General features: G+C 63.3%; 27 protein-coding genes. 8 read left to right on the top strand and 19 right to left on the bottom strand.

Annotation, left to right across the window (positions count from 1 at the left end; all coding sequences use genetic code 11):
- The first annotated feature begins 4 nt into the window (after positions 1–4).
- On the top strand, positions 5–784 hold the full coding sequence (locus ACO06R_RS13905; protein ID WP_421850998.1) for a hypothetical protein: 780 nt from the start codon (positions 5–7) through the stop codon (positions 782–784).
- A gap of 197 nt (positions 785–981) precedes the next feature.
- Here the strand turns inward: ACO06R_RS13905 and ACO06R_RS13900 are convergent, their stop codons facing one another.
- Both ACO06R_RS13900 and ACO06R_RS13895 read right to left on the bottom strand, forming a co-directional pair.
- Positions 982–2,031, bottom strand: a complete 1,050-nt coding sequence (locus ACO06R_RS13900) for a hypothetical protein (protein WP_421850995.1) — start codon at positions 2,029–2,031, stop codon at positions 982–984.
- Between the two features lie 139 nt (positions 2,032–2,170).
- Positions 2,171–3,709: a sensor histidine kinase gene (locus ACO06R_RS13895; RefSeq protein WP_421850993.1), complete on the bottom strand. Its 1,539-nt coding sequence runs from the start codon at positions 3,707–3,709 to the stop codon at positions 2,171–2,173.
- 220 nt (positions 3,710–3,929) lie between these two features.
- Between ACO06R_RS13895 and ACO06R_RS13890 the strand changes: the two genes are divergently transcribed.
- From ACO06R_RS13890 to ACO06R_RS13875, 4 genes are all read left to right on the top strand, one after another.
- Positions 3,930–4,565, top strand: coding sequence for a glutathione S-transferase (locus ACO06R_RS13890; RefSeq protein ID WP_421850990.1), 636 nt, complete (start codon positions 3,930–3,932; stop codon positions 4,563–4,565).
- The gene (locus ACO06R_RS13885; RefSeq protein ID WP_421850986.1) at positions 4,562–5,197 is read left to right on the top strand and encodes a uracil-DNA glycosylase family protein; all 636 of its coding nucleotides are present in this window, start codon (positions 4,562–4,564) and stop codon (positions 5,195–5,197) included. Before ACO06R_RS13890 ends, ACO06R_RS13885 begins: the two co-directional genes overlap by 4 nt.
- An 81-nt stretch (positions 5,198–5,278) precedes the next feature.
- The gene (locus ACO06R_RS13880) at positions 5,279–5,752 is read left to right on the top strand and encodes an Lrp/AsnC family transcriptional regulator (protein ID WP_421850983.1); all 474 of its coding nucleotides are present in this window, start codon (positions 5,279–5,281) and stop codon (positions 5,750–5,752) included.
- 71 nt (positions 5,753–5,823) lie between these two features.
- The gene (locus ACO06R_RS13875) at positions 5,824–6,294 is read left to right on the top strand and encodes a DUF302 domain-containing protein (RefSeq protein WP_421850980.1); all 471 of its coding nucleotides are present in this window, start codon (positions 5,824–5,826) and stop codon (positions 6,292–6,294) included.
- Positions 6,295–6,297: 3 nt separating this feature from the next.
- Here the strand turns inward: ACO06R_RS13875 and ACO06R_RS13870 are convergent, their stop codons facing one another.
- The 3 genes from ACO06R_RS13870 to ACO06R_RS13860 form a co-directional block, all read right to left on the bottom strand.
- Positions 6,298–7,017, bottom strand: a complete 720-nt coding sequence (locus ACO06R_RS13870) for a DNA alkylation repair protein (RefSeq protein ID WP_421850977.1) — start codon at positions 7,015–7,017, stop codon at positions 6,298–6,300.
- A complete protein-coding gene (locus ACO06R_RS13865; protein WP_421850974.1) occupies positions 7,007–7,888 on the bottom strand; it encodes an NAD(P)-dependent oxidoreductase in 882 nt (293 codons plus the stop codon). Before ACO06R_RS13865 ends, ACO06R_RS13870 begins: the two co-directional genes overlap by 11 nt.
- Before the next feature lie 113 nt (positions 7,889–8,001).
- Positions 8,002–8,151, bottom strand: coding sequence for a hypothetical protein (locus tag ACO06R_RS13860; RefSeq protein WP_421850971.1), 150 nt, complete (start codon positions 8,149–8,151; stop codon positions 8,002–8,004).
- 98 nt (positions 8,152–8,249) lie between these two features.
- Between ACO06R_RS13860 and ACO06R_RS13855 the strand changes: the two genes are divergently transcribed.
- Positions 8,250–9,137 (top strand): LysR family transcriptional regulator, encoded by an 888-nt coding sequence (locus tag ACO06R_RS13855; RefSeq protein ID WP_421850968.1) that lies wholly within the window; start codon positions 8,250–8,252, stop codon positions 9,135–9,137.
- On the opposite strand, the gene ACO06R_RS13850 is transcribed toward ACO06R_RS13855, so the two are convergent.
- From ACO06R_RS13850 to moaA, 13 genes are all read right to left on the bottom strand, one after another.
- The gene (locus tag ACO06R_RS13850) at positions 9,127–9,960 is read right to left on the bottom strand and encodes an ABC transporter permease (protein ID WP_421850965.1); all 834 of its coding nucleotides are present in this window, start codon (positions 9,958–9,960) and stop codon (positions 9,127–9,129) included. The genes ACO06R_RS13855 and ACO06R_RS13850 overlap by 11 nt on opposite strands.
- Positions 9,957–10,670, bottom strand: a complete 714-nt coding sequence (locus tag ACO06R_RS13845) for an ABC transporter permease (RefSeq protein WP_421850962.1) — start codon at positions 10,668–10,670, stop codon at positions 9,957–9,959. The genes ACO06R_RS13850 and ACO06R_RS13845 overlap by 4 nt, the downstream gene beginning before the upstream one ends.
- An 83-nt stretch (positions 10,671–10,753) precedes the next feature.
- Positions 10,754–11,530 (bottom strand): ABC transporter substrate-binding protein, encoded by a 777-nt coding sequence (locus ACO06R_RS13840; protein ID WP_421850960.1) that lies wholly within the window; start codon positions 11,528–11,530, stop codon positions 10,754–10,756.
- 150 nt (positions 11,531–11,680) lie between these two features.
- Positions 11,681–12,217, bottom strand: coding sequence for a cytochrome b (locus ACO06R_RS13835; RefSeq protein WP_421850957.1), 537 nt, complete (start codon positions 12,215–12,217; stop codon positions 11,681–11,683).
- 2 nt (positions 12,218–12,219) lie between these two features.
- A complete protein-coding gene (glp, locus tag ACO06R_RS13830) occupies positions 12,220–13,497 on the bottom strand; it encodes a gephyrin-like molybdotransferase Glp (protein WP_421850954.1) in 1,278 nt (425 codons plus the stop codon).
- Positions 13,494–14,027, bottom strand: coding sequence for a molybdopterin-guanine dinucleotide biosynthesis protein B (gene mobB / locus ACO06R_RS13825; RefSeq protein WP_421850951.1), 534 nt, complete (start codon positions 14,025–14,027; stop codon positions 13,494–13,496). Before mobB ends, glp begins: the two co-directional genes overlap by 4 nt.
- Positions 14,024–14,650: a molybdenum cofactor guanylyltransferase MobA gene (gene mobA / locus ACO06R_RS13820; RefSeq protein WP_421850948.1), complete on the bottom strand. Its 627-nt coding sequence runs from the start codon at positions 14,648–14,650 to the stop codon at positions 14,024–14,026. Before mobA ends, mobB begins: the two co-directional genes overlap by 4 nt.
- Complete coding sequence (gene fdhD / locus ACO06R_RS13815) at positions 14,643–15,551, bottom strand: formate dehydrogenase accessory sulfurtransferase FdhD (protein WP_421850946.1); 909 nt, start codon at positions 15,549–15,551, stop codon at positions 14,643–14,645. The genes mobA and fdhD overlap by 8 nt, the downstream gene beginning before the upstream one ends.
- A gap of 46 nt (positions 15,552–15,597) precedes the next feature.
- Complete coding sequence (locus tag ACO06R_RS13810; protein ID WP_421850943.1) at positions 15,598–16,815, bottom strand: multidrug effflux MFS transporter; 1,218 nt, start codon at positions 16,813–16,815, stop codon at positions 15,598–15,600.
- Positions 16,812–17,762 (bottom strand): DMT family transporter, encoded by a 951-nt coding sequence (locus tag ACO06R_RS13805; protein ID WP_421850940.1) that lies wholly within the window; start codon positions 17,760–17,762, stop codon positions 16,812–16,814. Before ACO06R_RS13805 ends, ACO06R_RS13810 begins: the two co-directional genes overlap by 4 nt.
- A 142-nt stretch (positions 17,763–17,904) precedes the next feature.
- Positions 17,905–18,516 (bottom strand): DUF1176 domain-containing protein, encoded by a 612-nt coding sequence (locus tag ACO06R_RS13800; RefSeq protein ID WP_421850937.1) that lies wholly within the window; start codon positions 18,514–18,516, stop codon positions 17,905–17,907.
- A gap of 47 nt (positions 18,517–18,563) precedes the next feature.
- Positions 18,564–19,481, bottom strand: coding sequence for a DMT family transporter (locus ACO06R_RS13795; RefSeq protein ID WP_421850934.1), 918 nt, complete (start codon positions 19,479–19,481; stop codon positions 18,564–18,566).
- A gap of 32 nt (positions 19,482–19,513) precedes the next feature.
- Positions 19,514–20,539: a GTP 3',8-cyclase MoaA gene (gene moaA, locus ACO06R_RS13790; protein ID WP_421859414.1), complete on the bottom strand. Its 1,026-nt coding sequence runs from the start codon at positions 20,537–20,539 to the stop codon at positions 19,514–19,516.
- Between the two features lie 100 nt (positions 20,540–20,639).
- Here moaA and ACO06R_RS13785 point away from each other — a divergent pair, with 100 nt between their 5' ends.
- Both ACO06R_RS13785 and ACO06R_RS13780 read left to right on the top strand, forming a co-directional pair.
- The gene (locus tag ACO06R_RS13785) at positions 20,640–20,999 is read left to right on the top strand and encodes a gamma-butyrobetaine hydroxylase-like domain-containing protein (protein ID WP_421850931.1); all 360 of its coding nucleotides are present in this window, start codon (positions 20,640–20,642) and stop codon (positions 20,997–20,999) included.
- Positions 20,996–21,616, top strand: coding sequence for a pyridoxamine 5'-phosphate oxidase family protein (locus ACO06R_RS13780; protein ID WP_421850928.1), 621 nt, complete (start codon positions 20,996–20,998; stop codon positions 21,614–21,616). The genes ACO06R_RS13785 and ACO06R_RS13780 overlap by 4 nt, the downstream gene beginning before the upstream one ends.
- Before the next feature lie 24 nt (positions 21,617–21,640).
- On the opposite strand, the gene ACO06R_RS13775 is transcribed toward ACO06R_RS13780, so the two are convergent.
- The gene (locus ACO06R_RS13775; RefSeq protein ID WP_421850925.1) at positions 21,641–23,257 is read right to left on the bottom strand and encodes a fumarate hydratase; all 1,617 of its coding nucleotides are present in this window, start codon (positions 23,255–23,257) and stop codon (positions 21,641–21,643) included.
- Between the last annotated feature and the right edge of the window lie 80 nt (positions 23,258–23,337).

The raw sequence follows: 23,337 nt of genomic DNA, 5'->3' as shown, positions 1-23,337 counted from the left end.
GACGATGTTCACCGACGCCGCCCTTGTGAATGCCTGCCTGCCGCCGGTGCGCATCGTCCGGCGGCGGATTTCGCCCGACAGCAGGCTGCGCGGCGGCGTCATCGCGCTCGGTAATTTCGACGGTTTTCATCGCGGCCACCGGCTGCTGGTCGCACGCGCCCAGGCCGCGGCGCGCGGTCGCCGGCCGGTCGGCGTCATGTCGGTCGAGCCGCACCCGCGCGAGTTCTTCGCACCGCAGGGCACCATGAAGCGGATTGCGCTGCCGGCGCAGAAACATGCGATCGCCTGGCGTCTCGGCCTCGATTTCATCTTCGAACCGCGCTTCGACCGGGCCTTTGCCGCGATCACTCCGGAAGCGTTCGTTGCGGACGTCTTGCATGACGATCTCGGCGTCAGCCACATCGTCACCGGGGCGGATTTCCGCTTCGGCGCCGGGCGTAGCGGCGGCGTCGACGATCTTGCGCGGTTGGCCGCCCGGCATGGCATGACGACCGAGGCGGTTGCGCATTTCGGCAGCTTTTCATCGACTGGCGTGCGTGAGGCGCTGGCGAAGGGCGATCTGCGCGGTGCAAGCCATTCGCTTGGCCGCTACTGGAGCGCCACCATCTGTGAGCCGGTGACGCACCCGGCGCTCGCGCCCGGGCTGGTGCGGCCGCCGCCGGGCCGCTACGAACTGGCCGATCCAATCACCGGCCGCGGCTTCGTCGCCGGCTTGGACGGGGAGGGCCGCATCCTTGCGGGCGAGCCCTGTCCGCCGGAGGCGGTTTTTCTACGCGCGTTGTGAGTTCGGTGTCGATTTTGCATGTCGCCGTTTGTGCGGGACTATTCCGCCTGCCACCCGCTCATCGCCTCGCTTGGCTCCGCACGTCTCCCCCAAGGGAGAAGACGCCAGCCGGCGCCATCCAGGCACGCGTCAGCGTTGCCGCGCACGCCTCGCGAGCGGTTTTCTGCCCCGGCCTCAAACTTCTCGTCCGCCCTTCGCTATAGCTTCGGGCGTTCGTCGCGCGAAAAGCCAAATCGTTGGCTTTTCGTCCGCGCAGCGGAAAGCTCCTCACCGTTGCCGGGGGCCCGACGCGCCCGCCTCGCGAGCGCGTCGCATTCCTTCAGGATGTCGTCGATGGGGATTTCGGATCGTCGCCGCCGGCCCGGCGGATGGCCGATACGCAAGGGGATCTGGATTTTCGTGATCGGTTCGGGATGCGGAACCGGTGCGTTTCCCGGCACGTCCTCGACCGCGCTCGGATTGGGTTCCGCCATCAATCGCGCTTTTCTTCTTGCAAAGCGGATGGCGTGGCCGGGCAGATCGTCGAGCGCAGCTTTCAATGCGCGGACGCGCCGGCAGACATGGGCGGCGTTGATCAGGGTGCGGCCGAGCCCGTCGACCGGCGGCGACGGTTTGGGCGGATCGACGGGCAGCGGCGCGTCGCTGCCGAAAAAGGTGATGCGCGGCACGGCTTTGCGCCGCGGCCGCGGCGGGGCGAAGATCGCCGCATAGCCGATCGGCGGATCGAACAGCGCGAAGGCCGGATTGAGCGACGGCGCTGTTTGTCTTGCCGGCTTTGACGCCCAGGGCGTCCGGCCGACCGGCACCTGCCTGCCCTGGTAGACGATGTTGGTCATCGGCCTTGGGCTGTTGTCCCTCGCGATCAGGCAGGCCACGACCGACGCCGGCACGTCGAGCGCGGCGTCCTCCGATACCGTGGTCAGGTCGAGATCGGCAGCGGTGTCGGCATCGGCAGCGGCGGGCGCATCGGCCTTTGCCGCCGCGATCCCGGCAAACGGCCGGCGCCTGGCCCGCCGGACGTGCAGCTTGACCGCGATGTTGCGCGCGGCGACCGCCAGCAGGCGCCGTGTCGCGCTTTCGGCGGGATAGAGCACCCGCAGGACCGCCCGCCAGATGCATTCCGGCAGCATGTCCGCGCCGCCGACATCCAGACCGGTCTTGATGCACAGGGTCCGCACAATGCGCGACAGCGTGGCGCGGTATTGCGCGATCTCCAGGTCAAACCATTCATCCGAGCCGTAATCCATGCGGGCAAGCATGGCCGAGGGTGAGGTGCGGTGGACAGGTTTTCCAGCCGTTTCGCCCGGCCGGGCCGGAGTTCCGGCAAGCGCATGGGCCGGGACCGCGCGATCTGTCCACCGGAGCGAGCAGGCGAGACCGGATTTGTCAGCCTGCGGCCTGGCGGCGGCGGGGCTGGTTTTCGATGTCGAAGGGTTGTGCGGGCAGTTCGACCAGAACGCGCTCCGGGGGGAAGAACGCGATGGCTTTCGTGCCCTCGCGCAGTCTCGACGTCAGCTTGAAAGTGCCGCCATGCATCGCCATCAGCGCTTGCACGATCGGCAGGCCGAGGCCCGTGCCCTGTTCGGCGCTCTTGATGGCGATCGAACCCTGGCCGAACGCCGACAGCACGACCGGAATCTCGTCTTCGGGAATACCCGGTCCATTGTCCTTGACCGAAACATACTGGCCGCCGGTCGCCGTCCACCCGGTCTTGACCAGGATCTTGCCGCCAGACGGCGTGAACTTGACCGCGTTCGACAAGATGTTGAGCCCGACTTGCCGGACGGATCGCTCGTCGGCGAGCAGGCGCGGCATGTCTGTTTCGGCGATATGCTCGACCGTGATCTGTTTCTGATCGGCCTTCAACTGGACCAGCCCGATGCAGTCGGCGACGACTTGGGCGAGATGCAATGGTTCCTCGATCAGCTCTTGCTTGCCGGCCTCGATCCGGCTCAGATCGAGGATCTCGTTGATCAGCGTCAGCAGATGGGTGCCGGAATTGTGGATGTCCTGGGCATAGGACCGATAGGTTTCGTTCTCCATCGGTCCGAGAACCTCGTTTGCCATGACTTCCGAAAAGCCGAGAATGGCGTTGAGCGGCGTGCGCAACTCGTGGCTCATCGACGCCAGGAACCTCGACTTGGCCAAATTGGCTTCCTCGGCGCGGCGGCGTGCCTCTTCGGAGATCGAGCGCGCCATCTCAAGTTCGGCGATCAGCGCCTTGTTCTCGCTGCGATAGCTCACCGACGCCAGGCTTGCCTTCTGCAGGCGGATGGCGACGAAGGCGAAGAACAAAAACGCGGTCAGCACCGTCGCCGATGCGGCGGTGGCACGGGGATCGCCAATCGGATCGCTGGTGACGATATAGACCGCCACCGGCAGCGAAAACTCGGCGAACACGGACCAGCGGAGTTCGTGGCTGATCGTCGTGCGTGCGGCGATCGCGATCAAAAGGCAAACGGCCTTCAACATCAACTGGTCGGGGGCGGCGCAATCGGTGCAGGAGGTGACGGCGAACCAGGCCCAGAGCACGCCGAGCCCGCCATGCATGGCAAGAAACACGATCAGCCATTTCCTGTCGCCGCGCTCCTTTGGCGAGACATTGAGGAAATGATGCGCCAACAGGCCGAGAGCGCCGATGGCGATGACCATCATCGCGCCCCAGATGATGCTGTAGGCACCGAGACCGAGCGACAGCGCCGCGCCGACGATCATCACGATCATCAGCACGGTCGGGGCGATGGATATCTTGATACTGCGCGCGTAGCGGGCGAGCAGTTCGGTATCGAAACCGGCGTCAGTGATTCCGCGTTCGGCCAGGCGGCTGCGTGTGTTGCGCACAGCGTTGCGGACATCGCTGTTGCGATAGGACTTGCGACGATCGACGATGATCTTGTCCGGAAGCTCTGACCGCGAACTACTCATGACCCAACTGCTTGCACCCGTGTCGGCCGGCCGATACGCGCCCGCCTAGTGAACAAACATTATTGCCAGATCGTTAAGAACTCCCTTCAAAGATCAGACTTCGCTGCTCGCGCCAGTGCACATTGCCGTAGAGACAACCGAAAGGTGATAACCGGCATATTGAGTTGCGCAGGAGAAGCTGCCACAACCGCGGACCGGGCCCGTCGCGGGAGGACAAACGATGAGCGCACACGATTTTTCCGGCTTCAAACTGTTCGATGGCGGACGCGCGCCGAACCCGCGCCGCGTGCGCATGTTCCTCTCCGAGAAGGGGATATCGGTGCCGCTGGTGCCGGTCGACATGGAGGCGCTTGGCCATCGTGGCGAGGAGGTCACCGCGCGCAATCCGCTGCAACGTTTGCCGGTGTTGGAACTGCCCGATGGCCGGGTATTGACGGAATCGATTGCCATTTGCCGCTATTTCGAGGCGCTGTGCCCTGAACCGCCGCTGTTTGGCGGCGACGCATTCGAGCAGGCGGCGGTCGAGATGTGGCAGCGTCGGGCCGAACTGAACTTCCTGTTCACGGTCGCGCAGGCGTTCCGCCACCTGCATCCGGCAATGCGCGAATGGGAAGTGCCGCAGGTCGCCGATTGGGGCGAGGCAAACAAACCGAGGGCGATCGCTTTCGCCGAATTGCTGGATGGCGAACTCGCAAACCGCCGGTTTGTCGCCGGCGACACGTTCTCGGTGGCCGATATCACCGCCGTCATCGCGGCCGATTTCTGCAAGCCGGCACGCATCCGCATTCCCGAGGAGTTCGCGCATTTGCGGCGCTGGTATGACGAGGTGCGCGAGCGGCCCAGCTATCGGGCATGACGGGCGGGCAGGGCAGTCTGCCGGACGCCATCCGCGGCTGCCGCGTCTGCCGTGACGAGCCACGCTTCGGCGCACCGCTGGCGCATGAACCCAATCCGGTCTGCGTCATGTCGCAAACGGCCCGCATTGGCATTTGCGGCCAGGCGCCGGGCATCCGGGTGCATCGTTCGGGGCGTCCCTTCACCGATCCGTCCGGCGACCGGCTGCGCCAATGGATGGGGATCGACGAGGCCGCGTTCTACGACGCATCGCGGCTTGCCATCGTGCCGATGGGCTTCTGCTTTCCGGGCCATGACGCCAAGGGCGGCGATCTGCCGCCGCGCCGCGAATGCCGCGCAACTTGGCACGACGCGGTGTTTGCCGCCATGCCGCAGCTCGAACTGGTCGTGGCGATCGGCCGCTATGCGCAGGCCTATCATCTGGGCGCTGCCGCGAGGCCGACCTTGACCGAGACTGTGCGCGCCTGGCGAGAAAGCTTCGAAGCGCCGTCGGAGGCGGTGCGGGCCGGCCCGCGCATCCTGCCGTTGCCGCATCCGTCGTGGCGCAACAATGCCTGGATCCGGCGCAACCCGTGGTTCGAGGCCGAGCTGCTGCCGGTTTTGCGCGCGGAGGTGCGGCGGTTGATTGTGTGATCTACCCTTGGAAATGGAAAAAATTTGCGTATACCTGTTGTATCCGCGCGTGATGCGCAAAATGATTTCAGGTATCGTTCCATGGACAAGCTCGACCGCCGTATCCTGAGGCTGCTTCAGGAAGACTCCACAATCGCCGTGGCCGATCTCGCCAAGAAGGTCGGATTGTCGACGACGCCGTGCTGGCGGCGGATCCAGAAACTTGAAGAGGACGGCGTAATCCGCAAGCGGGTGGCGCTGCTCGATCCGGGCAAGGTCAACACGCGCGTCACCGTGTTCGTGTCGATCCGCACCAATTCGCATTCCATCGAATGGCTGAAGCGCTTCTCCGAAGTCATTGGCGAGTTTCCGGAGGTCGCCGAGTTCTACAGGATGAGCGGTGACGTGGACTATCTGCTGCGTGTCGTTGTGCCCGACATCGCCGCCTATGACGCATTTTATCAGAGGCTTATCGAGAAGATCGAAATCCGCGACGTTTCATCGGCCTTTGCGATGGAGCAGATCAAGTACACGACGGAACTGCCGCTCGATTACATGGTGCTCGACAAGCCCTGAGCGGTTTTGACTTTTATCAACGCTCCACCCGAAACATATGCTAATTGGCATATGTCAACGGAGGAGCGATCATGACAGGCAGTCGAATTCTGAAATCCGGCATTGCGGCCCTGGCGTTTGCGGCATGCGCGACAGCAGCCTTGGCTGCGGGTGACGATGTCGTCACGCTGGAAAGCGACAGCGCCTTCGGCGATGTGGCGCAGGCCGCCGAAGACGCGATCGTCAATCGCGGCTATGCGATCGACTACCACGGCTTTATCGGCGACATGCTGAAGCGCACGGCCGCCGATGTCGGCGCCACCAAGCAACTCTACAACGATGCAGAATTCTTCACTTTCTGCTCGGCGGTCGTGTCACGCAAGGTGATGGAAGAGGATGCCGCCGACATCGCCTATTGTCCCTATGTGGTGTTCGTCTACGAAGCGGCGGAGACGCCGGGCAAGGTGACGGTCGGATTCCGCAGCCTGCCGGCAGGCGGCGCGCGCGACACCGTCAACACAATGTTGTCGGAGATTATCGAAGAAGCCGCAGGCGGATTCTGATCGTCAGGACTTCACCCTCGCAGCCTTGGCGGCGAGGCGCTGGAGCGTCTTTTCTGCGCGCAACTCGCGCGTGGCGTCGGCGCCGATCCAGCGTTCGGTCTTGTTTGGTGACGCCGCGAGTTTCCCGGCCAGCGCCAGCGCCGGCGCGTGACAGGCGAGCGACCGCTTGCCGATCTGCCGCAAGGCCCAGTTGACGGCCTTGCGCACGAAGTTCCGGCTGTCGGTGGCATGCGCCTCGATCAGCGGCAGCCATTCCAGCACCTCACTGTCGGGGCGCTTCTTCAGGTGGATCGTGCCGGACACGATCATGGCGAAGGCGGCGCGGCGGACGAATTCGCGCTCGTCGGCGGCGAATTCCGGGATCAGTTCGTCGATCAGGCCTGCCGAGCGGAACAGGTCGGCGCTGTGGTCGACGATCTCCCAGGAGTTGAACTGCGCGGCCATGGCGCGCGCCTGGTCAGCGGTGACCTTCTTCGGCTCTTCGGTAAACAGTGCCAGCATGCGGGCTTCGCGGATGCCGGAACGCCAGAGCGCGCCGGCCCGCGCGTGATTGCGGCTTATGGCGCGGGCGATGGGACGCAGCACGGTGTTGGAGATGCCGAGCGCGTTGTCGACGTTGATGCCGTAGCGGCCCATGCCGGCCACGTTGCGGGCGTCGGCAAGCGACTTCAGATGTTCGATGACCTCGGCGGCTGTCCAGTCCGGCGACGGCTCACCCGCCATCGAACGCCTTCAGGCGGGCGAGCAGCGAGGACGTATCCCAGCGGTTGCCGCCCATCGCCTGAACCTCCTTGTAGAACTGATCGACAAGCGCCGTGACCGGCAGCGCCGCGCCGTTGTTGTCGGCCTCCGAGAGCACGATACCGAGATCCTTGCGCATCCAGTCGACGGCGAAACCGTGATCGTACGCGCCGTCGATCATCGTCTTGTGGCGGTTTTCCATCTGCCAGGAGCCGGCGGCGCCCTTGGAGATCACGTCGATCACCTTGTGCATGTCGAGGCCGGCCTTGGTGCCGAAGTCAATGGCTTCGGCCAGCCCTTGAACCAACCCGGCGATGCAGATCTGGTTGACCATCTTGGTCAACTGGCCGGAGCCGGTCGGCCCCATCAGGCCGACCATGCGCGCGAAGCTCTCGATGACCGGCCTGGCGCGATCGAAGACATCAGGATCGCCGCCGCACATCACCGTCAGCACGCCGTTCATCGCGCCGGCTTCACCGCCGGAGACCGGTGCGTCGATGAAGCCGAAGCCGAGACCGTCGGCGGCGGCACGCAATTCGCGCGCGACATCGGCCGATGCGGTGGTGTTGTCGATGAAGATCGAACCCGGCTTCATGGCGGAAAACGCGCCATCCGTCCCGATCGTCACCGCGCGCAGGTCGTCGTCATTGCCGACGCAGGCAAAGACGAAATCGGCGTCCGCCGCCGCACCTGCCGGCGTGTCGGAATGCGCGCCGCCGAACTCGGTGACCCACTTTTCGGCCTTGGATGTCGTCCGGTTGTAGACCGTGACCTCATGACCGCCCGTAACGGCCAGGTGGCCAGCCATGTGGTAGCCCATCACGCCGAGGCCAATGAACGCGGCTTTTGCCATTTGAGACTTCCTTCTCGCTTATTCGCGAGAGAGATAGACCCATAAGGAACCGCGTTCAAACGCTGAATCCGGTTTGACTGCGGCACCACGCCCCCTGTGCAGGGCATGGCGGGTCAACGCAGACCGCGACGGTTCGGCGCGTGGTAGATCCGGCGCAGGCTGCGCCGGTCCTCGCTGCGCAGTTCTTCCGTCGATTCGACGGGGCGGATTTCATAGGGCGCCCGCGCTGCGATCATGAAGGCCCTTGAGAATACGTTCAGCATGGTTCTCTCCATCTGTCATGTTTGCTTGCATGTTGATCGCAGAAGACGTAGGGAAATGCGAGCCAGCAATAATTTCAATATATTGGAAAAACTAACATATGGATTGGCGCGGCATTCCATCGCTCAACAGTTTGCGGGCGTTCTCGGCGGTCGCCGACACGCTCAGTTTTTCGCGCGCGGGCCGTGAATTGAATGTCAGCCATGCGGCTGTCAGCCAGCAGGTGCGCGCGCTGGAGGCGAATCTGGGAGCCCCGCTTGTGACCCGGCAGGGGCGCGGCGTTGCACTCACGGCCGAAGGCAAGGAGCTCGCCACGCGCCTCGAAAAGGCTTTCGTGGAGATCCGCGATGCGGTCGATGCGCTGTCCGATACGGAAGCCGGCCGGCCGCTGCAGGTGACCATGACGCCAACATTTGCGGTCAGCTGGCTGATGCCGCGGATTGGGGATTTCCGCATGGAACATCCCGATATCGAGATGATGCTCAATCCGACGTCCGAAGTGATCGATCTGGCGCCGGGTGGTGTGGATATCGCGATCCGCTATGGAGACGGCAACTGGAAAGGTGTGGATGCTGAAATGCTGTTGCCAACTACATGGGTCGTCGTCGCGTCCACAAGGCTTGTCGGTGACAAGGAATTCACCGCGCCCGAGCAACTCATAGATTATCCATGGCTTCAGGAACTCGGCACCAATGAACTGTCGATGTGGCTCGAGAGGCAGGGCGTGATCGCACCCGGCAAGCTGGATGTTACGCATATGCCTGGCTGGATGATGTTGGAGTCACTCAAGAATGGAGCCGGCATCACCGCTTCGGCGCGGGCGTTTCTCGAGCCTGACATCAAGGCTGGAACGCTGCGGGTCCTGTTCGAGGACGAAGCACGGGGCAGCGGCTATTTCATAGTCACGCGCCCGGGCGTCCTCCGACCGTCGGCGAAGATTTTTTTGTCGTGGCTGCGGCGCCACGGTGCCGATAGTTTCACCGCTTGAGGTGACGTGTCAGAACCACTTCGATCCGGTTCCAGATGTTTTGCAATGTCTGCACGAGAACGAAGTAGAACACGGCCGCCCAGATATAGGCCTGAAAATCATAGGTGCGCGAGAAGGCGCGCCGCGTTTCGCCCATCAGGTCGTAGACCGTGACGAGCGCGACAATCGCCGAGCCCTTCAGCATCAGCACGATCTCGTTGCCGTAGGGCCGCAGCGCGACGACGAGCGCCTGCGGCAGGATGATCTTCCAGAATGTCTGGATGCGGTTGAGACCAAGCGCGCCGGCGCCCTCCCACTGACCGCGCGGCACGCTTTCGATTGCGCCGCGCAGGATCTCGGCCTGATAGGCCGCCGTGTTCAGCACAAACGCGAACAGCGCGCAATTCCAGGCGTCGCGGAAGAAGAACCACAGGCCGACCGCCTTGAGCTGGTCGCTGAACGAGCCAAGCCCGTAATAGATCAGGAAGAGCTGGGCGAGCAGCGGTGTGCCGCGAAACACGTAGACATAGGCGAAGGCAAGCCGGCTGAACAGCGGATTGCGTGACATGCGGCCCAACGCAACCGGCAGCGACAGGATGGCGCCGATGATCAAGGAAATGCCGACAAGCTCGATGGTCACCCACAACCCGGAGATGAACTTCGGTCCGTAGCGTTCGACCTTGTCGATATTCCATTCGCTATACAGGAACCAGATGAGGCCGACCGTCGCGACGCCCCATGACAGCAGCATTAGCCAGCCGGCCACGCGGGACGCGGTCCAGGGCCTGCGCAGATCAGGTGGCGCGCGTTCCCCGATATCCCGGTGCTCGGCGACCGCGGTCATGAGGTCTGCTCCCCGCGTTTGCCATAGGCCTCGATGCGGCCGAGCGCGATCGACGACAGCAGCGCGAGCACGAGATAGAGCAGGAAGGCAATGCCATAGAACAGGAAGGCTTCCTTGGTGTTGCGTCCGGCGACGCCGCTCTGGCGGATGATGTCGGCAAGTCCGATGGCCGAAACCAGTGCCGTATCCTTCAACAGGATCATCCAAAGATTGCCCAAACCGGGCAGCGCGATGCGGATCAGCTGCGGCAGGATGATCATGCGCATGACCGGCCGGTAGCGCAGCCCGAGCGCATAGCCGCCTTCATACTGGCCTTGCGGGATGGCGCGGAAGGCCGACAGGAACACCTCGCTGGCATAGGACGAGAACACCAGGGCAAGCGCGATGATACCGGCCAGGAATGCGTTGATCTCGATATAGCTTTCGAAACCGAGCGCCTTCAACGCCTGCTGGATGCCGATCTGCATCCCGTAATAGACCAGAAACAGTGTCAGCAGTTCCGGAAGGCCGCGAAAGATCGTCGTGTAGATCTCGGCCGAAGTGCGGAGTGCCCATTCTTCGCTCTGCTTGGCGAGCGCGATCAGGAAGCCGAGAAACAGGCCGACCGGCAATGTGGCGAGCGCCAGCGAAACGGTGACGAATACGCCCTGTGCGATTTCGTCGCTCCAGCCCTGATCGCCAAAGCTGAGCAGCGTCAGATAGTTGTCCATCGGCCCCGCATGTCGGTCATTTGCATCGCCAAATGACTTTGGCGAAACCGGCCGGCCAGTGAGGTCGGCCGGAAAAAGTCATGTCAACCGCCGTAAACGTCGACGTCGAAATACTTGTCGTTGATTTCCTTGTAGGTGCCATTGGCGCGGATCGCCTCGATGGCGGCGTTGAACTTTTCGCGCAGTTCATCCTCGCCCTTGCGCAGGGCGATGCCTGCGCCTTCGCCGTTGATCACCGGATCCGGAACCAGCGTACCCAGCAGCTTGCAGCAGGCACCGTCATCCGTCGCCAGCCATTCCGACAGCACAATCACATCGTCGATAACGGCGTCGATGCGGCCATTGGCGATGTCGAGCTTGTACTCGTCGGGGGTCGGGTAAAGCCGCAGTTCGGCCGACGAAAGCTTCTCTTCGGCGTAGTTGGAGTGGGTCGTCGAAGACTGCGCGCCGATCGTCTTGCCGGACAGCGCGGCGTCGCTGGTGTCGGCGATGTCGCTATCCTTCGGGACGGCGAGCGCCGGAGGGGTGTTGTAGTACTTCGCGGTGAAGTCGACCTTTTCCTTGCGTTCCTCGGTGATCGACATCGAGGCGATGATAGCGTCGAACTTGCCGGCGAGCAGGGCCGGAATGATGCCGTCCCAGTCCTGGGTGACGAATTCGCAGTCGGCCTTCATCTCGGCGCAAAGCGCCTTCGCGATGTCGATGTCAAAACCGACCAGGGTGCCATCCGCCTCAAGATTGTTGAAGGGTGGGTAGGCGCCTTCGGTGCCGATCTTGACCTTCATCATATCGGCATGTGCGGTTCCGAACCCCAGCAGGAGTGCGGCCGCCGCCGTCATCAAACCTTTGGTGAAACGCATGTCTGTTTCCTCTTAACGTTATCTGCAGTACAAGGCATTGTAATGCCTGTGAGAACGCCCGCCCTTAGCCGGGTGTAAGCGCGAACTTTCCCACTGTTTCCCGGCCGAATGCAACTCCTAAAAAGGCCGGGGCCTGCAGAATCGCTGAGGTTAGAACCCTTTTTCGACGGGCCGGAGCATGCGGCGGAGGATCGAGTTCTCGTCGATCAGGAAGCTTTTGAGACCGTCGGCGACGTGCAGCGCGACCAGGATAACGAGAATGTAGGCGGTCCAGGCGTGCATCGTTCCGACGATCTGGGCCGCCCGCGGACGCGGCTGCAACGGGATTTCAAGAGGCGGCAGAAAAAACACCCGCAGCGGCTCCGCGCTGAATGGGATCAACAGAAAGCCGGTCACCACAAGCATCAGGACCGAGGCAAGCAGGCACAGCTTGATCAGTCGCGAAGCCACGTTGAGCGTCCGGCGTTGGTCCGCGACCCGCGGAAAGCCGCGGCTGAGCCGCCACACGATGCGCGCGACAAGTACCGGCGCCAGCACGAAACCGAAGCCGATATGGACCGCGACGACCGGATCGTCGTGCAGCAGAAACAGAAACAGCAGTGCGGCCGCCGAAAACCAGTGCAGGATGATCGACACTCTCGCGTATCCGCCGAACCTGTCGGCGACGGTCGGTCGGGCAACGGTCATGGTCAGAAATCCCAGAACTGGTTGAAGGGAATGAAGACTACCGTATCGCCCTCGCGGACAGCGGCAACATCCTCGCCGATTTCGATCAGGCCGTCGGCGGCACGCAGGCCCGAAATCAGCCCCGATCCGTCACGCGGATACTTCATGGCCGTCAAAGCGCCGCCATCCGAGACGTCCAGCCGTCCGCGCAGAAACTCGCGCCGGTCGGGCTTCTTGTTGGCAATCGCGAATCCGGCGCGCACCGGATAGCGGACCGGTTCAAGGTGGACCGCGCCACCGAGCAGCCGCATGGCGGAGCGCACATAGAGCAGAAAGCAGACGAAGGCCGCGACCGGATTGCCGGGCAGGCCGATGACGACGCAATCGGCGATCTGGCCGAACATCATCGGCCGGCCCGGCTTGACGGCGATCTGCCACAGATGCCGGGTGCCGAGCACGTCCAGAACATCGAGCATGTGGTCTTCCTCGCCGCGCGACGCACCGCCGCTGGTCAGGACGAGGTCATGGTCGGCGGCGCTGTGCGATAGGACATCGCGGATACGGTCGGCGCAATCGCGCACGATCCCAAGTTCCGTCACCACGCCGCCCGCCGCCTCGACCAGCGATTTCAGCATCACGCAGTTGGAATCGAACACCTGGCCGTGACGGATGGCGCCGCCCGGCGCGACCAGTTCGTCGCCGGTCGACATGATCGCCACGCGCAACGGCTTGCGCACGGCGACGGTGCCGAGACCGAGAGAGGCGAGCGCGGCGATGTCCTGCGGGCGCAAGGATTGTCCGGCGGTGATGACCGCATCGCCTTCGGCCAGATCCTCGCCGGCGTCGCGGCGGTTCGCACCCGCTCGCAGCCCTTCGGGAATGCGGACGTCGCTGTCGTCGACGACGCAGTCCTCCTGCATCGCGACGGTGTCGGCTCCCGCCGGCATGGCCGCCCCGGTGAAGATGCGCGCGCACTGGCCCGCCGCCAGCTCCAGGTCGCCACTGCTGCCGGCGGCAAGTCGCCCGGCCAGCGCCAGCTTGCCGCCGCGCGCCAGATAGTCCGCATGGGAAAAGGCATAGCCGTCGACCGCGGCGTTGCAATGCAGCGGCACTGGCCGGGCTGCGAAGATATCGACGGCGGCGATCCTGCGATGCGCGGCGGCGAGCGGCACTGTCTCCTCGCCGGTTACCGGCGTCAGTCGTTCGCGCAGAAGCGCAACGACATCGTCATGCCGCATCCGCTCGGCGTCGTTGAGGAAGCAGTCGTCGATCAGGCGGCGCGCGCCGGTGCGGTTGTTCATGCGGCGCTGTCCTTGACCAGTCCGCTGCGCCGCTCGACGAGATCGGCGATGGCGGCGATGTCGTCATGGCCGAACACGGGAAGGTTCGTCGCGGCGTTTTTCGGATCGTCGGTGACGATGGCGACAATGCCAGGATCGGTGTCGCTCAGACGCGCCTTGGTGGTGGACAGGTTGCGCCGCATCTCGATTTTGGCATGGCGCGCGCTCTTGTAGCCCTCGACCAGCACGAGGTCGCATGGGGAAAGCCGGCCGAGGATCTCGTCAAGCGACGGTTCGTCTTCGTCCTGCCGGTTCTCGTGCATCAGCGCCCAGCGGCGCTGCGATACGATCGCCACCTCGGCGGCGCCGGCCTGACGGTGCTGCCAGCTGTCGGTGTTTTCGCGATCGATGTCGAAGGCGTGATGGGCATGCTTGATCGTCGAGACCGTCCACCCCCGGGCGCTCAGTTCGGCGACAAGGGCGGCGGTCATGCGGGTCTTGCCGGAGTTCTTCCATCCGGCGATCCCGAAAATGCGGGGTGTGTCGTTCATGAGGCGGTGATCTGCAGCATGCGCTCGGCTGCGGCAAACTCCTCCGGCGTATTGGCGTTGAAAAACGGGTCCGTTCCGTCGCGGTCCAAGGGAAAGTCGCACATCTCAAGGCGGTGGCGCTTGACCCATGCCATCACCTTGTAGGTGTCGGTCTCTGTCAGCCAGGTTCCCAGGTCGGTGGCCAGTGAAACCGGCCACAATCCAAAGACCGGATGGCGGTTGCCGCCCGAACTCGCCATCGCGATGGTTTCGCCGTCGGCGGCACCGGCCAACAGCCGCAACACCAGATCGAGCGGAAAAAACGGCGTGTCGGCCGCCACGGTCGCGACATGGGTGTAGCCGCGGTTGCGCCCGGCCGCCCAGCACATCGCGGCGTGGACACCGGCCAGCGGACCGGAAAACCCGGTAAAGATATCCGCTATGACAGGCCGTCCCAGGTTTGCAAAGCGCTGCGGATCGCCATTGGCGTTGATCGCCACTTCGGCGACTTGCGGCGCTAGCCGCATCGCCGCGCGTTCGACCAGAGGTACGCCGCCCAAGAGCAGTTGCGACTTGTCGGCACCCATTCGGCGCGATTGCCCGCCGGCCAGCACCGCGCCGGCGATCGTGGCGGGTTCAGTCATCGCCTGCTCCCTTGCGCGCCGACTTGCGGTCCTCGTCTACCACCGTCTGCGGATCGAGATCATATTCGATCCGCTCGGTACCCGACAGCGCGATGAAGCGGCGGCCGCGGGCGCGTCCGATCAGCGTCAGATTGGCCTTGCGGGCGAGTTCCACTCCCCAGGCCGTGAAACCGGAGCGCGAGACGAGGATGGGTATGCCCATCATCACGGTCTTGATGACCATCTCGGAGGTCAGGCGACCGGTCGTGTAGAATATCTTCGAAGCCGGGTCGGCATTGTTGACATGCATCCAGCCGGCGATCTTGTCGACCGCGTTGTGGCGACCGACATCCTCCATGTAGACGAGCGGCCGGTCCTTCTCGCACAGCACGCAGCCGTGAATCGCGCCGGCTTCCAGGTAGAGGCTCGGCGTTGTGTTGATCGCCCTGGTGAGCGCATAGAGCCATGACGTCTTCAGTTGCGCCTCCGCGCTGAGCGACACTGTCTCGAAGCCATCCATGACGTCGCCGAAGACGGTCCCCTGCGCGCAACCGGACGTGCGAACCTTTTTCTGGAGCTTCGCCTCGTAGTCCGTCTCGCGTTCGGTGCGCACGATGACGACATCGAGGTCGGCGTCATAGTCCACGCCGGTGACCGGATTGTCGGGCTCCAGCATGCGCTGGTTGAGCAGGTAGCCGATCGCCAGCAGTTCCGGGTGATCGCCGATCGTCATCATGGTGACGATTTCCTGGCGGTTCAGGAACAGGGTCAGCGGCTTTTCGGTGACGACTCGCGTGTCGATCCCGGCGCCGGTGTGATCGATGCCGGAAACGGCGACCGACAGACCGGGCGCAAGCGGATCGGGAGCGACAACGAGCGTGTCGGCGTCATTCGAACCGGCGATATCTCTGAGCTGCGACATGGCGCGACTATGCTTTTTTCCGAACCCGACCGCAATCGGCAGAAGTTCAGCGCGCGCGTGAAAGCCGGGACGCAAGGACGCTTGCGACAATCGACGCGACGCCGAACAACAACAGCAGGAGACCCAACGCAAGCGGCGAACCATGCGCGCCGACCAGAATGCCGGCGACAATCGAAACTGCCGCGCCGAGGCCGACCTGCGCGGTGCCGAGAAGACCCGAGGCGGCCCCGGCGACCTCCGGGCGCAGGCTGATGGCCGCAGCGGTCGCGTTGGGCAAGGCCATGCCGTTGCCGACACCAATCAGCGCAACGGGCAGGAAGACCGCCAACGGGTTGTCGAAGCCGAACGCCAGGCTCAGCACGATCAATCCCGGTCCGCTGGCGCCGATGATCGTGCCGTCGAGAATCATCCGCTCGAGTCCGCGACGCTCGGAAAACCGGCCCGACAGGAAATTGCCGAAAATGTAGCCAATGGCGACGATGGCGAAGTAGATGCCCGTCATGCCGGGGCCAAGGCCGAAATGTGTCGTCGCCACGGCCGGCCCGCCGCCGAGGTAACTAAAAAACATCGCGGAAACCAGGCTGGTGGCGGCAGCGTAGCTCCAGAACAACGGATCGGCTGCCAGCATCCGATAGGCGGCAAGCTGCTCGCGCAACGGCGTCCCGCGATAGCGGTTCGTTTCAGGAAGGTTGAACAGAACCGTTGCGAGCGAAAACAGCCCGAACACCCCAAGCAGGACGAAGGACATGCGCCAGCCGGCGAACTGGTCGATGAATCCGCCGAGCGCCGGACCGAGCATCGGCGCAACGGCCATGCCCATGACCATGTATCCGATCATGCTTGCCGATTTCTCACGCGGATAGATGTCGCGGACGATGGTACGCGACAGGACAAGGCCGACGGCGCTTCCCGCCTGGATAACGCGGCCCGCCAGGAACACCGGAACCGACTGCGCCCACAGGCACATCGCCGTCCCGATCATGAACATGATGACGCCGGTGAGGATCACCGGCTTGCGGCCGTAAGTGTCGGATAGCGGGCCGGCGACGACCTGCATCGCGGCGACCATGATCAGGTAGAGCGAAAGGCCAAGCTGGACTTGCGCGTAAGGCGCGTCGAAATCCGCCGCTATGCTGGGCATGGATGGTACGAAGACGTTCATCGCCAGCGGGCTGACCGCTGACAACAGAATGAGAGTCAGCAGGCTGGGCCGCGGGCCCGAATGGTTCTGCTCGGCCGACCCGGCCTCGAACCGGGCTGTCATTGCGCGGTTTCTCGCGCGCGGTTGCGGACAATCTGTTCGCGATAGAGCGTGTAGAGGCCGCTCGCCGCGATCAACAGCGTACCGGCATATGTATAGATCGAAGGTTCCTCGCCGAAGACGACAAAGCCGATGCCGATCGCGGCAATGATGCGCACATAGCGAAACGGCGCGACGACCGAGACCTCGCCGTTTCTCACGCCAACCAGCAGGCAATGGAAGCCGGCGACCCCAAGCACCGAGGCCGTCAGCACCATCGCCAGAATGCGGGGCTGCATAGCAGTCCACTCGCCGGTGGTCGTTTGCAGGACTATGGCAGCCAGTCCGACACATATGCTCGCGACAAGCGCGATCATCTCCGTCGAAATGCTCGCGGACGTCGCCCGGGTTCCCAGATCGCGCGCCGCGAAAGCGAAAACCGCCACGACCGCCAGCAGCGAAGCTTGGTCGAATCCCTCCATGCCGGGCCGCACGATAATCAGCATGCCGGCGAAACCGACCGCAACGGCGCTCCAACGGCGCCATCCGACGGGCTCCTTCAGGAACAGCGCGGCGCCTAGCGTCAGCGCGAGCGGTGTGGCTTGCAGAATCGCCGACGCGTTGCTGATGGGGATCAAGGTCAATGCTGTGACAAAGCTGAGAATGCCGACGACCTCGCCAAAGTTCCGTATCAGGACCGGTGCAGAGACCAGGGCGGCGCGGCTGACGCGCTCTTTGCGCTTCCAGCAGATGAGGCCGAAATAGGCGATGCTGATTGCGCTTTGGATGGTCAGGATCTGGCCAACGCCGACATCGGACGAGGCCAGCTTGATGAGCATGTCGGAGAACGCAAACAGCGTCATGGCGATTGCCATGAAGGCAATTGCCATGAGATTGTGGGAGCCTGATGCCGGACTGCCGGAAACCGAAGCTTCGGTTTCCGCCGCGCCGCTGGATCTCGTCAAGGTCATAGTGAGCCCTTCCGGGCCGGATTGAAACGTGCGCCCCAGGTCGCGATCGGGGCGCGGCACTTCTAGCTTGCCGCCATCGCGACGTCACGTGCGGGATTTGTCACCGTATCAATCGGAGCCGTCTCTCGACACCGGGAAGGTGTCACTCGCTCGTAGCGGGATAGACGACAATCGGGTTGATCTCGCCGTCGAAGGTCGGATCGACGGAGTATGCGGTCAGTACGAAGTCCCCATTGCGAAATGTCCACGTTCCCGATGACGCAGCATCGCCCAAGCCGCGCCATTTCGAGAAGCCGGTTATCTCCCTGGTCTCGGGATCAAACAATCCGTTCACGACGGTCGGACTGCTGCCAAAGCCGATGACCGCCATTTCTTCCAGTATGGCATGGTCCTCGTCGCCATAGCGCACATCGACAACCGGTTCCGCGAAATGCAGCGGAACCAGCCCATCGTATTCCTTGTCCATGAACCAGACCGAACCGAAATTGTAGGCTCCGAAGAAGCACGGGACCTCATATAGCTTCGCGGTTCTTTCCGGATCTTCGGCACGATCGTATTCGAGACGATAGGTCAGGGTATGAGCCGCGATCCGGTCAAGGTCTTCTTCGACACGCTCCCACCAGCAGAGTTCGCCGGGATAGGCAGCCTTCGCCACAGCGAGCAGATCGACGGGTTCCCAACCATCGGCAACGGATGCAATTGGCGCTGCCAACAGGGCAACGATCGTCAGGATAGGCGTGTACCGCAAGCGCATTTCCAAGCTCTCCGGTGTTTGATGTCGCAATGATCGATTGCGACAGCTCATGTTCCATGTGTCGATGGCGGTGTCGTGGCCAAACGGGCAGCATCCGCTGCGCCGCGCGAGACCACACGCTCGCGATAGAGCGTATAAATGCCGGTCGCGACAATGATCGACGCGCCCATCATGGTCAATCCATCGGGAAACTCGCCGAAGAACAGGACGCCCAGCACTATCGCCCAGAGCAGGCTGGTGTAGCGAAACGGCGCGACCACGTGGATGTCGCCGTCACGCATGGCGAGGACGACGCACTGGTAACCGACGAACAGACAGGCGGACGCGACGGCCAGTCGCCAGAGGATATCCCAGTTCATCGGTGCCCAGCCGCCAAGCGGCTGAACCAGCAGCATTCCGAAGAGTGTGACAGCGACAGTCGTCAGCATGGTGACCAGCAGCGACGGGATGCGACCAGGAAGCCGACGGGTCGCCAGGTCGCGCGTGGCGGCACAGATCACCGCCAGCACGACGAGCAGACCGTACACCGAGAAACCCTCGAGCCCCGGGCGCAGAACGATCAGGACGCCGGCGAAGCCGATGAGAATGGCCACGAACCTTCTGATACCGACTGGCTCGCCGAGAAACAGCGCCGCGCCGAGAGTTACGACAAGCGGCAGCGCCTGGAGGATGGCCGTTACATTGGAGAGGGGCATGTTGAAAAGGGCGGTCAGAAAGAACACGGTCGCCAGCAATTCGCCGGTAACCCGCAGCGCGATCAGGGGCGATCCGACGCTGCGGAGCGGCATCGGCACGCGTGCGAGGCGGATATATGCGGACAGAAACGCGATCATGATCAGCCCGCGCACGACCATCACCTGACCTGCGTTTATCTCGTCGCTGAGCGATTTCACCAGTGCGTCGTTCAAGGTGAAGCCGGACATGGACGCCGCCATCAGAAGCGAGGCCCGCAGATTGGCCGTCATGGACGCACTTTCCTGGGCAAGAGGGGGAGGTATTATCCCCCGGTAACGCTCATGTGGCGCGATACGGCCGGCCTGTTCGTCCGCCGGTCGATGACGAAATCGTGGCCCTTCGGCTTGCGGCCGATGGCCTCGTCGATGGCCGCGCCGACCAATTCATTGCCTTCTGACGCGCGCAGCGGGTCGCGCAGGTCGGCTGCATCGTCCTGGCCGAGGCACATATAGAGCGTGCCGGTGCAGGTCAGTCGCACGCGGTTGCAGCTCTCGCAGAAATTGTGCGTCATTGGCGTGATGAAACCGAGCCGGCCGCCGGTCTCCGCAATTTCGACATAGCGAGCCGGGCCGCCTGTCTTGAACGGGATGTCGGTCAGCGTGAATTCCCTGGAAAGGTTCGCGCGCAACAGCGACAGCGGCAGGTACCGGTCGGTGCGGTCTTCGTCGATCTCGCCCATCGGCATGGTCTCGATGACCGTCATGTCCATGTCGCGGCCATGCGCCCAGCGCAGCATGTCGGGGATCTCGGCCTCGTTGAAGCCCTTCAGGGCGACAGCGTTGATCTTGATGGCGAGGCCAGCATTCTGGGCGGCGTCGATGCCGTCGAGCACGCGTTTCAAATCGCCCCAGCGGGTGATGGACTTGAACTTGTCGGCATCCAACGTGTCGAGCGAGACGTTGATCCGCCGAACGCCGGCGGCGTGGAGGTCCTTGGCGAAGCGGGTGAGCTGCGAACCGTTGGTGGTCAGCGTCAGTTCTTCGAGCGCGCCGGCCTCGATATGCCGCCCGAGTTGCGCAATGAGGTGCATGATGTTCTTGCGCACCAGCGGCTCGCCGCCGGTCAGCCGGAGTTTGCGTACGCCCTTCTCGATGAAAACCGTGCACAGCCGGTCGAGTTCCTCGAGCGAAAGCAGGTCCTTCTTCGGCAGAAAGGTCATCTGTTCCGACATGCAATAAGTGCAGCGGAAGTCGCAGCGATCTGTCACCGATACCCGCAGATAGGTGATGTCGCGTCCGAACGGATCGGTCATTGTGGCACGGTCGGGAAGAACTATATCGTCGGGCATGGGTGACAAGACTGGTCGTTTCCTGAATATGACAAATGGTTCAATAACCTGAACTGACAAGAGAAAGAAAGTCCGCGCCGTGTCGCGGACGGAGATCCAAATGAGCGAGCAGCCAGTCTGGCCGACGGAATTGCGGGTGTCCAAGGACCGCAGACAATTGACCGTGGCCTTCAACACCGGCGAAACGCACACGCTCAGCTCGGAAATGCTGCGGGTGATGTCACCTTCGGCGGAAGTGCAGGGACATTCGCCTGACCAGCGGATTACCGTCGGCGGCAAGAAGAATGTCGAGATCATGCAGATGAAGCCGGTCGGCAATTATGCGGTGCGCATCGTCTTCGACGACATGCATGACACCGGGATCTTCTCGTGGGCCTATCTGCTCGAAATGGGCCGCGAGAAGGACGAAAAATGGGCGGCGCATCTCGCAGAGCTTGCAGAAAAAGGCCTGGAACGATGAGAGAATTTCCGCCGGTGACAACGGAAGACGCGCTGGAAGCGATCTACGGGTCGCCCGGCGAAGCGTCTGTGCTCAAGGTCGCCGACCGGATCACGGCGGAATACCGGGCGCTCCTGGAAGCCTCGCCATTCTTCGCCCTGGCGACGAGCGGCCCTGAGGGGCTCGACTGCTCACCGCGCGGCGAATTGGGTGGCGCATTCCGCATCCTTGACGACAAGACGCTGGTCATCCCCGACCGGCGCGGCAACAACCGCATCGACAGCCTGCGCAACATCGTGCGCGACAACCGGGTCGCGCTGCTGTTCCTGATCCCGGGTTCGCACACCACGATCCGGCTGAACGGGACCGCGATCGTCACGGTCGACGAGGACCTGCTGGCGAGTTTCGAGCGGGACGGCAAGGCGCCGCGCTCGGCGGTGGTCGTGACCGTCAACGAGGTTTATACGCAGTGTGGACGCGCCGTGCTGCGCGCGAAGCTTTGGGACCCCGCGCATCATGTCGAACCGCAGGCGGTCCCGACCGCCGGCGATGTGCTGAAGGCGCAGTCGAAGGGTGATTTTGACAGCAAGACCTATGACAAGGAGTGGGCTGGCCGCGCCGCCAGGACGATGTGGTAGTCCGGTCAGGTAGAGAAACCGGCGTCAGCTCAGGTTCAACTCCTTGAAGAAGTCGTTGCCCTTGTCATCAATGACGATAAAGGCGGGGAAGTCTTCGACCTCGATGCGCCAGATCGCCTCCATGCCGAGTTCGGGGTATTCAACGACCTCGACCTTCTTGATGCAGTCCTGTGCCAGTCGCGCCGCCGGTCCGCCGATCGAGCCCAGATAGAAACCGCCATGCCTCCCGCAGGCTTCGCGGACGGTGCGCGAGCGGTTGCCCTTGGCGAGCATCACCATGGAGCCGCCGAAGGACTGGAACTGGTCGACATAGGAATCCATGCGGCCGGCCGTCGTCGGCCCGAACGAGCCGGAGGCGAACCCTTCCGGCGTCTTGGCCGGACCGGCGTAGTAGATCGGGTGGTTCTTGAAATAGTCGGGCATCGGCTCGCCGGCTTCCAGCCGGGCGCGGATCTTCGAGTGCGCGAGATCGCGCGCGACGATGATCGAACCGGTCAGGGAAAGGCGCGTCTTTACAGGATGTTTCGACAATTCGCTCAGAATCTGCTGCATCGGCTGATTGAGATCGATCCTGACCACATGCGATGACAGTTTTTCCTCGTCGATATCCGGCATGTATTTCGACGGATCGGCCTCGAGCTGCTCGACGAAGATGCCGTCCCTGGTGATCTTGCCGAGCGCCTGGCGGTCGGCAGAACAGGAAACGCCGATGCCGATCGGCAGCGATGCGCCGTGGCGCGGCAGGCGGATGACGCGCACATCGTGGCAGAAATACTTGCCGCCGAACTGCGCGCCGACGCCGGTCTGCTGCGTCGCCTTGTGGATTTCGGCTTCCATGGCGAGGTCCCGGAAGGCGTGCCCGAGTTCCGAACCCTTGGTCGGCAGGGTGTCGAGGTAACGCGTTGAGGCGAGCTTGACGGTCTTCAGGTTCATCTCGGCGGACGTGCCGCCGATCACGATGGCGAGGTGATAGGGCGGGCAGGCGGCGGTGCCGAGGGTGAGGATCTTTTCCTTCAGGAACTCGACCATGCGATCGTGGGTGAGCAGCGATGGCGTGCCCTGGTAAAGGAACGTCTTGTTGGCCGAGCCGCCGCCCTTGGCGACAAACAGGAACTTGTAGGCGTCTTCGCCTTCCTCGTAGATGTCGATCTGGGCGGGCAGATTGTTGCGCGTGTTCTTCTCCTCGAACATCGACAGTGGCGCGAGCTGCGAATAGCGCAGGTTGCGTTTCGTATATGCATCGAGCACGCCGGCACCGACCGCGTCTTCGTCGCCGCCATCGGTCCACACCCGGCGGCCCTTCTTGCCCATGACGATGGCGGTGCCCGTGTCCTGGCACATCGGCAGCACGCCGCCCGCCGCGATGTTGGCGTTTTTCAGAAGGTCATAGGCGACGAAACGGTCATTGTCGGTCGCTTCGGGATCGTCGAGGATCGAGGCCAGCTGTTTCAGGTGACCGGGGCGAAGCAGGTGGTTGATATCGCCGAAAGCTGTCTCCGACAACATGCGGATGCCTTCCTGTTCGACCACCAGAATGTCTTCGCCGCGAAACGTGTCCGTGCCGACATGCGCATCGGTCAGTTTGCGCCAGGGCGTATCGGCGTCCTTTAGCGGGAACAGATTGTTGAGTTCGGTGGCCATCGATGCCGCTCCTCGACCGGTTGCGCTTGTGCTGGTTTCTTATCGCAATGGCCGACCGAGGCAATGGCGGGCCGGGGCAT

Origin of the sequence: Oricola sp. (genome assembly GCF_965230365.1) — a bacterium.
Lineage (GTDB): Bacteria > Pseudomonadota > Alphaproteobacteria > Rhizobiales > Rhizobiaceae > Oricola.
This window is presented reverse-complemented; position numbering and strand designations above follow the sequence as displayed.